The sequence below is a fragment of the Paraburkholderia sp. C35 genome, assembly GCF_003121405.1.
Lineage (GTDB): Bacteria > Pseudomonadota > Gammaproteobacteria > Burkholderiales > Burkholderiaceae > Paraburkholderia.
In genome coordinates this window covers 1-15830 of the sequence record NZ_QBUY01000153.1, presented here as the reverse complement: position 1 = coordinate 15830, position 15830 = coordinate 1, and the positions used below count along the sequence as shown (strand labels likewise).

Sequence of the window (15830 nt, the reverse complement as noted above, 5' to 3'; positions counted from 1 at the left end):
CGTTCACCCCCGTCGATCAATGTCTTCCAGGATAGCCAAAATTCGATTTGGCGGGGAGTTTTTCAACAGAATCGGCCAGTTTCGGCCATTCGACATACCCCGCTGGATCGTCGACAATGGTGCGCTGCCTAGAGCGCAGGCGCTCGAACTTTCCGAAGATTATGCTGCGTGAGTCGATATGAGCTTTCATACACAGGTCTGGGTTTATCCCTTTGACGGCGAGCCACTGGATGCAGTTGGATCACGGCAGGAACTTCTTGAATTTCTCGATGAACGAGCGTTGAGTCACGACGTCTTGAGCAACTTGTTCGAGGCGTGTCAATCTGCGCTACCGACATCAACCCTCTTCTTTCTGGATAGCTGGTCGATCATTGCTCTCTTCGCCAAGTTGGCGCAGTGCCTGCAAAACGCTTCTTTCGCTGTCAAGGGCTCAGGAGATGATCCTCGAGACATATGGAGTCGAGAGTACGCCCATGGAAGAGCAACGTTTGAAGCTGGCCCATTCGAGGAGTAACCGTCCTCGAGCGGCCGAGCCCGTGTGAAAACGCTTTCACGCTGAAGCGTTCTCGAAAGTCGCCCCCTCAGATCGCCGCGTAACGGCCTAGTGGCATCTCGCGAAGGGTAAAGCGACACCCGAAAACCGAGTACTTTTGCGTTTTCACACGGGCTCGGCCAGTTTCGGTCACTCGACGGTAGCCTCCAGATCGATATGAAACTGCCGTACTTGCTGCCGCTACGTTTGATGTGCCCGATGGCGAACGTTCTCTGTGAATCAAGGTGAGAAATGATTGAAGGAAAATCGCGTTCCGGAAGCGTGGCGATTGGCGTACTGAAGGCACTTCACCTTCTGAAGGCTGAGAATCAACCGACGACGCTCGAGGCAATCTGTGATTGGCTCGCCACATCAGAAAATTTTTACTACGACGACTGGTTGACCGTTGGCGGACGTACCGCGAAGCAATATATCGCTGACATTCTTGAGGATCTGCGCGAGCTCGGCGTGATTTGCATCGTCGAACACAATACGGCGGCCTCTTCGCGAACGGGCGCGGAATGGAGTCCGTGTCCGCGACCGTTTGCCTAGCGTGAGCAGCAAATATCGTCTGTATTGACGTCAATCGCTCTCTGTTCGCGGACTCTCAACGACCGCTTTGGAGAACGCTGGATGCCCGCTTCGGGTCGACTACGGAAGTTCGGACTGGAAGCAGCGTGACCAAACGCTCGCCGAAAACGAATTTCGGGGCTCGACCAAATCCTGTCGTGTAACTGCGTGAGACCGCTGATCTCTTTGAGAGGCCGATCTTCCGCATTACTGTGCGTCGCTCATTCGGAGTCCTCTAGCCCGGAGCTAAACCTTCGGCGCGACCGACGCCCCGATAATCCCATGTCGATTCAATGCATTGGTGACGAACCCCGAAGCCTTCATCTCTTCGACAAACGCATGCAGCGCAGCCGCAGCTGCTTCGCCGCGGCTTTTCGGCGTGCCCATTGCCTGCTGGATCACCATGAAGCGCTCATCGAGCAGGCGAAGTCCGCCGACCTTCCTTGCGTCGGCTTCGAGCTGCTGCTTCACGCCGGCAGCGACTTCGAGATTCTGCTCGAGGAAAGTCTGCACGACAGCGGGCGATGTCGGTGCGCGCACCATTTGTGCGGCTTTCAGTTCGCGGGTCAGAAACAGGTCATACGCACTCCCTTCACCGACGGCGACGCGGTTGTGCGGCCGATCGACATCGGCATTCGTCTTGACAGGCGAATCGTCGCGCACCAGATAGAAGCCTTCGATCAGCACATACGGTGCGGTGAATGCAATCAACTCACCGCGCAATGGATCGACCGCGAAGAAGCCGAAGTCCGCGCGTTCTTCGTTGATGGCCTCGACCGATTTGCCAGCGGTATCGAACACGACCAGTTCCAGTTCGACACCAAGTCTTTCGGCAAACGCGCGCGCCAGATCGATGGACACGCCGAACGGTTCGCCCGTTTCAGCGTGCTTGTTGGCAAGGATCGGGTTACCGAGATTGATCGACGCGCGCACCTTGCCGGTGGGCGTGAACGCGGTGACGACGGATGAATCGATGGTCATGGATGCTCCGTGGCGGCCGCGTTATCAGGTGGTCGCGGCCTTAAGGTTCAAGAATCTCACTGATGCGCGAGAGCGCGTCGAGCGTATGCAGCAGGTGCTCGCGCATCGCCTCTGACGCCTCTTCGTTGCGCTCGTGTTCCAGCAGTTCCAGCAGATGCAAGTGCTGCTTCGCGTGTTCGACATAGCGCTCGCGATGCTGCATCGAGCGATACGACAGCAGACGTCGCACGCGATTGACGCGTCTGATTGTGTCGATGAAAAAACTGTTCCCCGATGCTTCGACCAGCGACTCGTGAAACCGCACACCGCGATCATGCAACTGGTCGGCCGTGTCCGTTTCGATGCCGCCCGCCAGCAGATGCTTCTCGACATCGCGGCAGCGTTCGAGCACCTTGCGCTCCAGGCGGTAGCCCGGTTCCAGCAACGCGGCAGGTTCGAGTGCGAGACGCAGACGATACGATTTCAGCAGACTGTCGGGCGTGGTCAGCATCGGCGAGAACTGCCAGCCGTAGCCAGGCTTGCGCTCGGCCCAACCTTCCTGCGCGATACGACCGAGCACGGCTGTCAACTGCGCACTCGTCAAGCCGTAGCGGTTGCGGATCAGCTGCTCGGAAAACTCGTCGGGCAATTCGCCTTTCAGACGGTCATCTGCGATCTGGAAATACACACTCGTCACGACATCGGTTTCCGCGAGCCCCAACTCACCGACGACATCCGCCAGCGGCTCGACCACAGGCTTCGCAACGAAGAAGCCGCGATTCTTTTCGCGCGTCAGGATGCCTTTCTCGTGCAGCAGCGCGAGCGCTTCGTTGACGGGCGAGCGTGACACGCGCAGACGGTCGGCCAGCATCTGCGCGGGCAGATGCGCGCCGGCGTCGAGTCCTTCGGTCTTAATCAGTTCAACAATCTGGGTCGCAATGGATCGGTCGATCATCTGAGTCGTGCCTTCTGCTTTCGGCCTTTAGCGCCAGGCGCACACAGCGGTGCCAGTCAAAACGCAAATGCGGCAGCAGAGGCCCGGTCTCAAGCCTCCTGCGCCTGCAAACTTTTCTGCAATATCAGCGGGATGACGCCGCCTGAACGCAACAGCGTGCATTCGAGCTGCGTTTCGACGGCCGCCGTCGCTTCGATGGGTTGCACGCTGCCGTTTGCGCGGACCACGCGCACGCCCACCTTGCAACGAGGCGACAGCGTATCACTCGCAGCGTCGACTTCGAGCTTATCACCGGGTTGCAGATCGAGCGTGTCGGGATTCGTGCCGCCTGCAAAACGCAGCGGCAGAATGCCCATGCCGATCAGGTTCGACCGATGGATACGCTCGAAGCTCACGGCCAGCACCGCGCGAATGCCGAGCAGCCGTTGTCCCTTGGCCGCCCAGTCGCGCGACGACCCTGTGCCGTAGCGCTCGCCCGCGACCAGCACGACGGCGTCGCCGTCATCGCGATAGCGCTGCGCGGCTTCGAAGATCGGCATGACGGCGCCGCTCGGCACATGCAGTGTGTGCGCGACGGGCATGCCGGCGCGCAGGCGGTTGACCAGCGTCCGGTTGTAGAAGGCCGCGCGCATCATCACTTCCCAGTTGCCGCGCCGCGAGGCGAACACATTCAGATCGTCGCGATCGTCGCCGCGCGAGACCAGGAAGTCCGCGACGAAACTGTCTTTCGGAATCGCGCTGGCGGGTGAAATGTGGTCGGTCGTCACGTCGTCGCCGAGCACCAGCAGCGGATACGCGCGATAGCGGCCAAGCTGGCTGCCCTGCGTTGCCGATGCGAACGGCGGACGACGCAGCGCCGTCGATGCCGGATTCCACGGAAACCGCGCGCTGTCGGGCGCGTCGAGATCGTGCCACGTCGGGTTGCGGCTGGCGAGCGCGAAGGCGCGCGGATAGTCATGCGGATCGGCGGCGGCGCGTACGAGTGCGTCGACTTCTTCGCGCGTCGGCCAGAGGTCGCGCAGATACACGGGCTGACCGTCCGATGTCTGCTGGACTGGCTCGACACTCAGGTCTTTTCCCGCGTCGGCAGCGAGGGCAAAAGCGATCACCAGCGGCGGCGACATGATGAAGCCGAGATCGAGGTCGGGGTGAATACGGCCGGGGAAGTTGCGGTTGCCCGACAGCATTGCGACGGGATAGATGCTCTGTTGCGCGAGCGCTGCGCGAATCGGCTCCGTCAATGGCCCGGAGTTGCCGATGCACGTCGTACACCCATAGCCGACGATATCGAAGCCGACCGCCGACAGATCGTCGATCAACCCGGCGCGGTCGAGATACGCAGCGGCGGCAGGCGAACCAGGACCGAGCGACGTCTTCACCCACGACGGCACGCTCAATCCCAACGCGCGAGCTTTGCGCGCAAGCAGACCGGCCGCGATCAGCAAAGCCGGATCGGATGTGTTCGTGCAGCTCGTAATCGCGGCAATCGCGACGGGATGCTTCGGCATCGATGGATGCGATTGCGCCGGCTGAAAGTCGAGCTTCGCCAGCGTGGTTGCCGTCTGTGAGTAATCGAGCAGATCCTGCGGACGGCGCGGCCCGGCGATATGCAGGCCGATACTGGCGAGATCGATATCGATGGTTCGCGTGTAGCGCGGCTCGGCTTGCGGCTCGAACCATGTCCCCGTGTGTCGCGCAAACGCTTCGACCAGTTTGACCGATGTTTCCGTCCGGTTCGTTGCGCGCAGATAGTCGAGCGTGTGTTGATCGATCGGGAAAAAACCCGTCGATGCGCCGTATTCCGGCGCCATGTTGGCCACCACCGCGCGGTCTCCCGCGCTGAGCGTGGTCACGCCGGGACCGAAGAACTCGACGAACTCGCCCGACACGCCGATGGCGCGCAGGCGCTGCGTCACCGTCAACGCGAGATCGGTGGCGAGCGCGCCCGGCTGCATCGCGCCCGTGAGCCGCACGCCGATTACATCGGGAATGCGCTGCATCACGGGCATGCCGAACATCACCGTCTGCGCTTCGAGTCCGCCCACGCCCCAGCCCAGTACGCCGATGCCGTTGATCATCGGCGTGTGGCTGTCGGTGCCGATCAGCGTGTCGGGGACGGCCCACTGCTCGCCGTCGCGCTCGACCGCTGTAACCACGGTGGCGAGCTGCTCCAGATTGATCGTATGCATGATCCCCGTGCCCGGCGGATGGATGCGCACGCCCTTCAACGCCTTCGACGCCCAGCGCAGGAAACGGTAGCGCTCCGCGTTGCGCCGCAATTCGAGCTTGAGGTTCGCAGGCGCCGCGTCCTTCTGAGCGAAGTACTCGACGGCCAGCGAATGATCGACGGATGAATCGACGGGCAGCACCGGGTTCAGCGTCGCCGGATCGGCACCCGCTTCCGCGAGCGCATCACGCATGCCGGCGATATCGACGAGCGCGGGCGTGCTGGTCGTGTCGTGCATCAGCACGCGATTGGGCTGGAACGCGATTTCGGCTTCGCTGGTGGCGCGCGCCGTCCACGCAAGGATGCCTTCCACGGCTTGCCGCTGCTCGTCGCCCTCCGTGTTGCGGATGACGTTTTCCAGCAGCAGACGCAGCACGACGGGCAATTCACGCAGCTTGTCGCCGAACAGACCCGGCAGATCGACATAGCGATACGACACGCCATCGACGCTCAAACGGGCTTCAGTGGGGGAGTAAGTGTTTTCCATGACTGTATTTTTGCACTTTGCCAGGTAAAAATGCAATCTAGTGCAAACCCCAGATGCCAAATTTTGGAGACATCAGATGAAGAAAACCGGCTGTGAGTGGCGTGCACCGCCAGGAAAAGCGGGCCCGAGCGAGGCGCGGCGGCGCTTCGTTCAGCAAGCCGCGGCGTTTGGCGCACTGGCCGCGATTGGCGCGGTCGCCGGGCCGGTTTTCGCGGAGGACCGGGCGTTGCGCCAGACAGATCTCAAAGGAAAGAAACCCATGTTTGCTTATGTCGGATCGCGGACGACCCGCGAGCGGAATGCCCACGGCGAGGGCATCAGCGTCTATCAGGTCAATACGGAAACGGGCGCGCTCGAACTCGTCCAACTCGTGAAGGACCTCGTCAACCCGTCATTTCTCGCGCTGAGCCGCAACGGCGAGCGTCTTTACACCGTCCATGGCGACGCGAGCGATATCAGCGCGTTCAAGGTCGACACGGCGTCGGGCAAGCTGACGTTCCTGAACCGCCAGAGCACGCAGGGCAAGAACCCCGTGCATCTCGCGATCGACCCGTCGGGGCGCTATATCGTCGTGTCGAACCATATCGGCGCGAGCCTCGCCGTGCTGCCGATCGCGGCCGACGGTTCGCTGCAGGCGTTGACCCAACTCGTGCATCTCGAAGGCCCGATTGGCCCGCATCGTGTCGAACAGAAGCAGGCCAAGCCGCATTTCAATCCATTCGATCCAACGGGCGAGTTTGTGATCGTGCCCGACAAGGGGCTGGACCGCGTGTTCACGTTCCGCTTTAAGGACGGCCAACTGACGCCAGCCACGCCCGGCTTCGTCGTGTCGCGCGAAACGGCGGGGCCGCGCCACGTCGCATTTCATCCGGAGGGTGCGTATGCGTATGTCGTCAACGAACTCGATTCGACTGTAGCGACTTATCGCTATTCGCCGGCCAATGGGGCGCTGACGCCGGTGCAGATCGTGTCGTCGCTGCCCGATACCTACACGGGCAATAGCCGGGCGTCGGAGATCGAAGTCGATCCGTCGGGGCGCTTCGTTTATGCGTCGAATCGTGGCTTCGACAGCATCGCCGTGTTCCGCATCGATCAGGCGACCGGCCATCTGACCTTCATCGACGCCGAGCCGACGCTCGGCCGCACGCCGCGCTTCATGACGAGCACGCCCGACGGCCGCCTCATGTACGCACTAAACGAAGACAGCGACACGATCGTCGCGTTCGCCGTCAATGCCACGACCGGCCAGCTCAAGCCAACGGGCTTTTCCGTCGATTCCGGCAGCCCCGTGTGCATGGTGTTCTCGCCGCAGCACGCGTAACTCGCGCCGTACCGATTTCAAAAGAACCTGGCGGGCCAGCCCGCCGGTGGAGAGACACATGCAAGCCAATCAAGCCACACAGGCCATCGACGAGCGCGCGCTCGTACGCAAGATCGCCTGGCGGATCATTCCGTTCGTTTTCATCCTCTACATCATTTCGTATCTGGACCGCGCGAATATCGGTTACGCGGCGTTGCAGATGAATCGCGATCTCGCGTTGAGCAGCGAGGCGTTCGGGTTCGCGTCGGGCATCTTCTTTATCGGCTACTTTATTTTCGAAGTGCCCAGCAACGTGATGCTCAACAAGTACGGTGCGCGCGTGTGGATCGCGCGCATTCTCGTGACGTGGGGCATGGTTTCCGTTGGTTCTGCGTTCGTGCAGAACGCCACCCAGCTTTATGCGTTGCGCTTTCTGCTGGGCGTTGCCGAAGCGGGCTTTTTCCCCGGCATCATCGTCTATCTGACGTACTGGTTCCGCTCGAAAGAACTCGCGACCACTGTCGCGCTGTTCACGGCTGCTATTCCCGTGTCGTACATCATCGGCGCGCCGTTGAGCACGTGGATCATGGATAGCGTCCACTGGCTGAACTGGAGCGGCTGGCGCTGGATGCTGGTGCTCGAAGGTGCGCCCGCGTTGATCGGCGGCATTCTGTGCTTCCTGTATCTGACCGATCGTCCCGCCGACGCAAAATGGCTCAAGCCTGCCGAACGCGAATGGCTGCTGAGCGAACTGGCGAGCGACCGTAAAGCGCGCCCCGACGCGAAGCACTTCGGCTCGCTCAAGGCGATGACCAATCCGAAAGTCCTGTATCTGTCGTTCATTTATTTTGTGTATCAGTGCGGCAGTCTCGGCGTGGGTTACTGGATGCCGCAGATCATCAAGGGCTTTTCGAAGACATTGAGCCACACGCAAGTCGGTCTCATCGCGACGATTCCGTATATCTTCGCGACGATCGTGATGGTGCTGTGGTCGCGCAGTTCCGACCGTCATAGCGAACGGCGTTTGCATTCGGCGATTCCGCTTGCCGTCGCTGCGCTCGCGCTGCTCGGCGCCGGACTCACGAACAACCCTTATGTATCGATCACGCTGATCAGCGTGAGCCTCGCAGGCCTGTACGCGTTCAAGTCGCCATTCTGGGCTCTGCCGACGCTGTTCCTGACGCGCTCGACGGCGGCTGTGTCGATTGCGGTGATCAACTCGGTTGGCAATCTGGGCGGCTTTGTCGGGCCGTTTGCGATTGGCTATATCAAAGGCTCCGGTCAAAGCGCGACGCCCGGTTTGCTGTTCCTCGCTGCGTTGCTCGTTGCATCGTTCTTCATGACGTTCTTTATTCGCGTACATGAGCAGCGGGATGCCGACGCACACGGCGCGGTCGCCAATCAGACTCACTAGACAAAAATACCGTTACCTGGAGGAGATCTTTTCGATGAAGAAGTCGCTATTGTCATTAGTCATACTAATCGGATCGACGGGATTCGTTTATGCGCAAAGCAATGTCACGCTATACGGTCTTATCGATAGCGGGTTGAACTACACGAACAACGTACAGACGGCGAAGACTTCGCGAGGTCTCGTTGGCGGGCATCAGATTGCGATGATCGAAGGCGGATCGGCCGGTTTGCAGGGAAGCCGTTGGGGCTTGAGAGGCAGCGAAGACCTCGGCAGCGGCCTCAAAGCGATCTTCGTGCTGGAAAGCGGTTTTTATAGCAACAACGGCGTGGCCAATCAGGGCGGCGCGCTGTTCGGACGCCAGGCGTATGTCGGGTTGAGCAATCCGATCGGGTCGGTGACCTTGGGTCGTCAATACGATCCCGTCGTCGATCTGTACGGGCCGTTTCTCGCAGCGCCGCAATGGGGCGGCTACATGAGTTCGCATCCCAGCGATCTCGACAATGCCCTCAACACGCGCCGTATCAACAACTCGATCAAGTTCCGCAGCGCCAGCTATCGTGGCCTGACTGTCGAAGCGATGATGAACCTTGGCGGCACGCCCGGTTCGTTTTCGAGTAACTGGATCTGGGGCGCGGGCGCTGCGTACGCCAATGGTCCGTTCTCGATCGGCGCGGGGTATCTGAACATCCGCAATCCGAACACGTCGTTCTTCGGCGCGAATCCGAACGCGGGCCCCGCGACGACGAATAACCTTGGGAGCTTCGGCAGCGCGACCAGCCCCGAGAGCAATCCCGTCTTTGCCGGATATGCGTCGGCGAATCGCCTGGAGATTGCGGGCGTGGGCGCGGGCGTGACGCTTGGCGGGCTCAACGTGAACCTCGCCTATTCGAACACGCGATTCGAGGACATGGGTTCGGCTTCAGGACCGAACCCGCTGGGCTACAAAGGCACTGCGGCATTCAATAACGCGGAGATCAACGCAAAGTATCAATTCACGCCTTCGTTGCTCGTCGGCATTGCATACGATTACACGCGTAATGGCGGCGCGGGCGGCAAAGGCGGCGCGAACTACAACCTGTTCAGCGCAGGCGTGGACTATTTCCTGTCGAAGCGCACGGACGTCTACACCATCGCGGTGTATGAAAAGGCGAGCGGCACGGACTCGCTGGGCCAAAGCGCCGTGGCGCAGATTACCGGCCTGACGCCATCGACCACCAACAGGCAGGTCTCGTTGCGGGTCGGAATTCGCCACAAATTCTGACGATCCAGCGCGACGCCATCCGCAGACGCTTTTCAGAGCAATGTGAGTGATCCCACTCGAATGACCGTTTTGACGCCAGACAGAGCCGGTCAAGTGGTTCAGTGCGTCGACCGTTTAGGGTCGATCGGGGACGACCCCGTTGGGCAGAGAGCGGCCAGGTTCGGACGCTCGCCATCGCTGCGACGCTGACATTTGACACTCTCGTTTGCCCCGGGGATCGACCATTTTCGGGCGAGTCGTGCGTGGGTCTCGCTCGCTACACTCAGGGACTTCAGTTGCCGGTGGCGGCTTCCGGCCGGGCGTTTCTGCGCAAGATATCGGCTGGTACACCATACGTCCGGACGAAGGCACGGCGCATCCGTTCCCGGTCCGCGAAACCCGTTTCCTGCGCTACCACGTTGATCGTGTGGCGCCCTTGCTCGATCATGAATCTGGCTGCTTCCAGACGAAGCTGCTCGACAGCTTTGGCGGGCGACTGCCCCGTCTCCGCGACGAACGCGCGGCTGAACTGGCGAGGGCTCAGATTCGCCACTTCCGCAAGTTCTTCGATGGTGAGTGGATTGCGCAGGTTGCGGCGAATGTGCGCGAGAACCAGTTCGATGCGATCGGATTTCGGCGTCATGTCCAGCAATGCGGAATGCTGCATCTGACCACCCAGTCGACGCTGATTCATGACAAGCAGGCGGGCTATCATTTTTGCAGCGTCGGGGCCAAGGTCGTTGTCGAGCAACGCCAGGGCGAGATCGATCCCCGCTGTCATTCCCGCTGAAGTCCAGAACGGACCGTCGTTGACAAATATCCGGTCTTCTTCTGTGCGGACATTGGGAAAGCGCGCCCTGAATTCGGACGCGTGAGCCCAATGCATGGTTGCACGTCTGCCATCCAGCAGTCCTGCCTCGGCGAGGACGAATGCGCCACTGCAGATCGAGGATATCCGTCTGGATACCTTCGCAGCCTCCCTGACGAATGCGACCACCGGCGCATCGGAAGCCGGCATCTTCATTTCGGTAATCGAGCCCACGATGACCGTGTCGAATGCGGGATCGCCGAACGCCTCGGTTTCCAGTGTCATGCCACCCGAAGAGACAACAGGACCACCGTGTTCGGACAGCAGATGGATCTCGTAGCAAGGGCCTCTCGGCGGCATGTTCGCGATCTCGAACACCGTCAGAGCCGCGAGGCTCATCAGCTGAAATCTTTTCGGCACTATGAAGCCAATCCGGTGCATATCTGACCTGCTGTCTGCAATATGAACGTGGTGTGAACGAGCGCCGTCCGGGTCGAATTCCCCGATAGCGGACTGATGAATCCGAGTAGTGAGCTTACTGCGCCCGGACGACGGATGTCATGAATGGTGGCAACAACGACATGGTTCGTAATGGCCCGCGACGTTAAGGTACAAGCACTTCTCTTATCCGTCTCGCACCAGCGAAAGGAACCTCATCATGTCGAAAATCATCCGCGCCGCAGCCGTCCAGATAGCGCCTGTCCTCTATAGCCGGGAAGGCACCGTCGATAAAGTCGTCAAGAAAATTCTGGAACTCGGCAAACAGGGCGTCCAGTTCGCGACGTTCCCCGAGACTGTCGTTCCCTATTATCCGTACTTCTCGTTCATCGAATCGCCATTTGCCATGGGTGCCGAGCATTACAAGCTGCTCGAGCAGGCTGTGACGGTTCCGTCGGAGACGACTCGCGCAATCGGCGAAGCGGCACGCCAGGCGGGAATGGTGGTGTCGATTGGCGTCAATGAACGCGACGGCGGCCCGCTCTACAACACGCAACTCCTGTTCGATGCCGATGGCACGCTCGTGCAGCGCCGCCGGAAGCTTTCGCCGACTTATCACGAGCGAATGGTCTGGGGAATGGGCGATGGCTCGGGTCTGCGCGCTGTCGATACCGCTGTGGGCCGGGTCGGCCAGCTGGCGTGCTGGGAGCACTACAACCCGCTCGCTCGCTATGCGCTGATGGCCGATGGTGAGGAAATCCATTCTGCGATGTATCCGGGTTCGTTCGCCGGCGATCTTTTCTCTGAGCAGATTTCCGTGAACATTCGCCAGCATGCGCTGGAGGCGGGGGCCTTCGTGGTCAACGCGACCGCGTGGCTTGCGCCCGAGCAGCAACAGCAGATTCTGAAGGATACCAACACAACCCAGATCGGCCCGATCTCCAGCGGCTGCTTTACCGCCATCGTTTCGCCGGACGGCGAGTACATGGGTGGCGCGCCGCTGCGTGAAGGAGAAGGCGAGATCATCGCCGATCTAGATTTCTGGCAGATCGACAAGCGCAAACGCATGATGGACTCGCGTGGTCATTACAGCCGTCCCGACGTGCTTGGCCTCGTGATCGACCGCACACCGAAGCTGCATGTCATCGAGCGATCGGTGCGCGCGGTGGGTGAAGAGCCCGTCAAAGATCTGGAAGAGCTCGCCTGAGCCGCGTGTGAAATCGCGCGATACCGTCGTCGAGTGCGCATCGCGCGATTGCGATGCGCCTGACACTTGAGATTCAACCAGGCCACTTTGTGCCAACAACGCAGGAGCAAGCAAAATGGACTTCAACGATGTCATGCTGGAGCGTAACGCCGACTTCGCGAACACCGCGTTCGCGCCCGAACTGAAGATGATGCCGTCGACGGGAACGGTGGTTGTCGGCTGTGTCGACCCGCGCGTCGATCCCGCCAGTGTGCTGGGTTTGAAACAGGGCGAGGCGGCCGTGAGTCGCAATGTCGGTGGCCGAGTCAACAAAAACCTCCTAGAAACGCTGGCAGTCCTGAGCGTCGTCGCGAAAGCGGCAGGACGTCCCGATGGTGCGCGCAATCTCGTCTTGCTGCAGCACACCGATTGCGGGATCATCGGCTGCCACAAGCATGCCCCTGCGCTGCTCGCGAAGCATCTTGGCGTCGAGACAGACGCGCTCGATGAACTCGCTATCACCGAACCGTTCGAGGCGGTGGCACTCGATGTCGCGGCACTCCGCGCGAACAACGATCTTCCCGATAACCTGATCGTGTCAGGGCTGGTGTATGACGTCAAAACAGGCCTCATTAAGACCGTGGTTCCTCCCGCGGCTTTGCGTAAGACGGCAGGTTGAGAATCGGCTGAATATATGAGCCGGCACATCGTCGGGCTTTTCCTGAGCGCTCACCACTGTCCCATACGTCGGCAAGCGACGTGCGGCCGAGTTGACTCGTTCAGCCGCCGTCGTGCACGAGTGAGTACACGGACTGACCGTCGCACTCTGATACATATCGTTGAAAGCGCGAAGGCTCGACCGTAGGCAGGGCGGCGGTTGCGGCGCCGGTTCGCAGGGGCGGGAGCGATCAGAAAACAATCGTTATGACGACGCTGCGCTAGCTGTTGCGCCAGCATCTTAGCGCGGCCTGAAGGCGCTGCGTTCCAATTTGCATTGAGCGCGATCACGGTGCTACATGCTCGGATGCCAGAATCTCAATGTGCTCACTGGACGTCCGCGCCGAATGGCGATATTCCCTTGGTGAGTATCCGGTGGATCGCTTGAACGCGTTGCTGAATGCGCTTTCTGACGCATAGCCGATAGATTCCGCGATGAGCGCAACTGACGTCGCGCCATCCCGCAACGCGCGCTCCGCGAGACGCATGCGCCATTCGGCGAGATAGGTCAGAGCGGGCAAACCGGCCGTGGTTCTGAAGCGCACCGCGAAGGTGGTGCGCGACATCGCGCAGGCGTCAGCCAGCTCATCAAGGCGCCAGTTGCGCGCGGGTTCACCGTGCATCAAGTCCAGCGCGGGCGCGAGGCGCCGATCGCTCATCGCACGGAACCAGCCGGGGGACAGCACCGCGTCGGACTCCATGTGCGCGCGCAGAATCTGGATGAACAGCAACTGCGCCAGATGTGCAGTCGCCAGCTGCGCGCCGGGCTGTGTATCGGTTCGCTCCGCAACGAGTTCGGCGAGCAGCCACCGGAACGTGGTGGCTTGTGCGCGCGACGCATCGATTCTGATCCACGGAGGAAGGACATTCGCGAGCAACTGGCCGCTCGCGGCATCCAGCAGAACATGTCCGCCGATATACGCGAAATCCTGGCCGTCGCCGATCCGCACGGGCGACTTTCCTGCGCCCGCAAAGAGGCTCATCGCATCAACGGGAACAAGACCCGGCTCGCTCGACACGACGAACGGCCGCGGCATGGTCATCAGCCCCACATCGCCCTCGGCGAAGCGGATGGGTTCGGCTTCGCCCTCAATGCTGACCCAGCAATGGCCGCGCACAATGGCAAAAAACTTGATCCTGGTGGGCGCCGGAAAACGGATCGCCCACGGGCCGCCCGCGGAAAAGCCGCCCGTCACGAGGGACTGGGCGCAGGTCAGCCTGAGGATGTCGGACAAGGGATCAGCGTTCATTTTCGTACTATTGCGCAACTAAGCCGCACTTTCAAGCATTCTGCGTACGGACGCGCGCCGTTAATCTGACCGGACTTCAACACACGGAAGGATCGATTTCATGAGTGGCGAACTGGTTTTGGTGAGCGGCGGCACCGGCTTCATTGCGCAGCATTGCATTCTGGCTCTGCTCGAGCGCGGCTATCGCGTGCGGACGACGGTGCGCTCGCTTGCGCGAGAAGAGGAGGTGCGCGCGCAGCTGCGAGTCGGCGGAAATGTGGCGGACGAGCGTCTTTCGTTCGTCGAGGCCGATCTGTCGGACGACGCCTGCTGGCACGACGCGGTATCGGGCTGCGTGTACGTCTTGCACGGAGCATCGCCCACGCCATCGGGTGAGCAGGTCAGCGAAGACGACTGGGTCCGACCTGCCGTCGAAGGCAATCTGCGGGTGCTGCGCGCCGCGCGCGATGCGGGTGTGCGTCGGGTGGTGCTGACCTCCGCGTTCGGTGCGATCGGCATGGGGCATTCGCCCGAATACCGGCGTCCCTTCGATGAAACGGACTGGAGCGACCTGACGGGCAATGTCGCGCCGTATCAGAAGTCGAAGACGCTGTCGGAGCGGGCCGCGTGGGACTTTATCGAGCGTGAGGGCGGCGGGTTGGAGCTGTCGGCGGTGAACCCCGTGGCGGTGCTCGGCCCAGTGCTGGGCGCGGATTTCTCGCATTCCACGCGCATCATCAAAAGCCTGCTGGATGGGCAGCCGGGATGCGTAAACATCAACTCGTGTTTCGTCGATGTCCGCGACGTCGCCGATCTGCATCTGTTGGCAATGACCAATCCCGCCGCTAACGGCGAGCGGTTTCTTGCAACGGCGGGAGCGAGCCTGCGGATGATCGATGTCGCGCAAGTGCTGCGAGACAGGCTCGGCGTGGTGGCAGGCAAGGTGCCGACCAACGTCTGGCCGGACGAGGAGGTCAGCAAGCATCCCGGCATGAAGTCGGTCGCGCCTTTGCTTGGCATCGACATGAACGCGACGAGCGCAAAGGCTATCCGCCTGTTAGGTTGGAAGCCGCGCTCAAGCGAAGAAGCCATCATCGCGAGTGCGGAGAGCTTCCTGCGGCTCGGCTTGATCGATGAGTAGGCATAAATCGTATCGCGAGCGGTATTTTGCTCGCGATGCAATCCATCATGAGGTACGCACGAGGGGCGGCGTCGATGTGTGCAGTGGCAATCCGTGCGGTAGGTGCTGCGGCATCGTGCGGCCGCGGCTGGCGTACCGCCGGAGGCAACAAACCCGGAGGTATCGGCCAGGATCCGCCACGCGGGTTCTCGCCACGAATGGCTGCTTCGGGAGTTGTGTCGGACACCGCGCAATGCAGAGAAACGGCATCCCGCGTCAAATGCATGCGTTTTCAAGAAGCGATTGCCCGATCTTTTGCTTCGCGCGACAGCTGTGAGTTGATGGCATGACGCGTTGCATTTGGCGGCGGTGCATTCTGCTGCGCAGTTTGAGCCGGGTTTGTCTTGCGAAACGCAACAGAGTGTTGTCGTACTTCCGCCTGTAAACTGTGCAATTACACATTATGATTCGTTCATCAACTCTTGCTGCTGTCCGCGATCGGTAGCAGCAAGGGGGTAAGCCACCACTTTTCTATCTGGAGTTTCATCATGAACGTCAAAGGTTCAGTTGTATTTGTTACGGGTGCAAATCGCGGTCTCGGTCTGGCATTCGCTCGCGAGGCAGTGGCACGCGGTGCGACGAAGGTT

At 60.9% G+C, this 15830-nt stretch carries 12 protein-coding genes and 1 pseudogene; 8 read left to right on the top strand and 5 right to left on the bottom strand.

The window, feature by feature from the left end; translation table 11 throughout:
* Positions 1–784 precede the first annotated feature (784 nt).
* Complete coding sequence (locus tag DK391_RS41325) at positions 785–1084, top strand: hypothetical protein (RefSeq protein WP_109483782.1); 300 nt, start codon at positions 785–787, stop codon at positions 1082–1084.
* Positions 1085–1348: 264 nt separating this feature from the next.
* On the opposite strand, the gene DK391_RS41320 is transcribed toward DK391_RS41325, so the two are convergent.
* The 3 genes from DK391_RS41320 to acnA all read right to left on the bottom strand — a co-directional run bounded on the left by DK391_RS41320 (position 1349) and on the right by acnA (position 5731).
* On the bottom strand, positions 1349–2083 hold the full coding sequence (locus DK391_RS41320) for an ABC transporter substrate-binding protein (protein ID WP_109483781.1): 735 nt from the start codon (positions 2081–2083) through the stop codon (positions 1349–1351).
* Between the two features lie 40 nt (positions 2084–2123).
* Positions 2124–3017: a GntR family transcriptional regulator gene (locus tag DK391_RS41315; protein ID WP_109483780.1), complete on the bottom strand. Its 894-nt coding sequence runs from the start codon at positions 3015–3017 to the stop codon at positions 2124–2126.
* An 89-nt stretch (positions 3018–3106) separates the two neighbouring features.
* A complete protein-coding gene (gene acnA, locus DK391_RS41310) occupies positions 3107–5731 on the bottom strand; it encodes an aconitate hydratase AcnA (protein ID WP_109483779.1) in 2625 nt (874 codons plus the stop codon).
* A 76-nt stretch (positions 5732–5807) separates the two neighbouring features.
* Here acnA and DK391_RS41305 point away from each other — a divergent pair, with 76 nt between their 5' ends.
* Genes DK391_RS41305 through DK391_RS41295 form a run of 3 tightly spaced genes read left to right on the top strand, consistent with a single transcriptional unit; the run spans position 5808 to position 9706 of the window.
* Positions 5808–7052 carry a lactonase family protein gene (locus DK391_RS41305; RefSeq protein ID WP_109483778.1) on the top strand — a complete coding sequence of 415 codons (1245 nt, stop codon included), beginning with the start codon at positions 5808–5810 and terminating at the stop codon, positions 7050–7052.
* A gap of 58 nt (positions 7053–7110) precedes the next feature.
* Positions 7111–8445 (top strand): MFS transporter, encoded by a 1335-nt coding sequence (locus DK391_RS41300; RefSeq protein WP_109483777.1) that lies wholly within the window; start codon positions 7111–7113, stop codon positions 8443–8445.
* A gap of 34 nt (positions 8446–8479) precedes the next feature.
* On the top strand, positions 8480–9706 hold the full coding sequence (locus tag DK391_RS41295; RefSeq protein WP_109483776.1) for a porin: 1227 nt from the start codon (positions 8480–8482) through the stop codon (positions 9704–9706).
* Positions 9707–9977: 271 nt separating this feature from the next.
* Here the strand turns inward: DK391_RS41295 and DK391_RS41290 are convergent, their stop codons facing one another.
* Positions 9978–10934, bottom strand: coding sequence for a helix-turn-helix domain-containing protein (locus DK391_RS41290; protein ID WP_109483775.1), 957 nt, complete (start codon positions 10932–10934; stop codon positions 9978–9980).
* Positions 10935–11151: 217 nt separating this feature from the next.
* On the opposite strand from DK391_RS41290, the gene DK391_RS41285 reads away from it, so the two are divergent.
* Both DK391_RS41285 and DK391_RS41280 read left to right on the top strand, forming a co-directional pair.
* Positions 11152–12138, top strand: coding sequence for a nitrilase-related carbon-nitrogen hydrolase (locus tag DK391_RS41285; RefSeq protein ID WP_109483774.1), 987 nt, complete (start codon positions 11152–11154; stop codon positions 12136–12138).
* A 115-nt stretch (positions 12139–12253) separates the two neighbouring features.
* Positions 12254–12796, top strand: a complete 543-nt coding sequence (locus DK391_RS41280; RefSeq protein WP_109483773.1) for a carbonic anhydrase — start codon at positions 12254–12256, stop codon at positions 12794–12796.
* 325 nt (positions 12797–13121) lie between these two features.
* On the opposite strand, the gene DK391_RS41275 is transcribed toward DK391_RS41280, so the two are convergent.
* Entirely contained in the window at positions 13122–14084 is a 963-nt protein-coding gene (locus DK391_RS41275) for an AraC family transcriptional regulator (RefSeq protein WP_109483772.1), read from the bottom strand.
* A 100-nt stretch (positions 14085–14184) separates the two neighbouring features.
* Between DK391_RS41275 and DK391_RS41270 the strand changes: the two genes are divergently transcribed.
* Positions 14185–15204 carry an aldehyde reductase gene (locus tag DK391_RS41270; protein ID WP_109483771.1) on the top strand — a complete coding sequence of 340 codons (1020 nt, stop codon included), beginning with the start codon at positions 14185–14187 and terminating at the stop codon, positions 15202–15204.
* A gap of 527 nt (positions 15205–15731) precedes the next feature.
* Positions 15732–15830, top strand: a pseudogene (locus DK391_RS45520) (short-chain dehydrogenase); the annotation flags it as partial.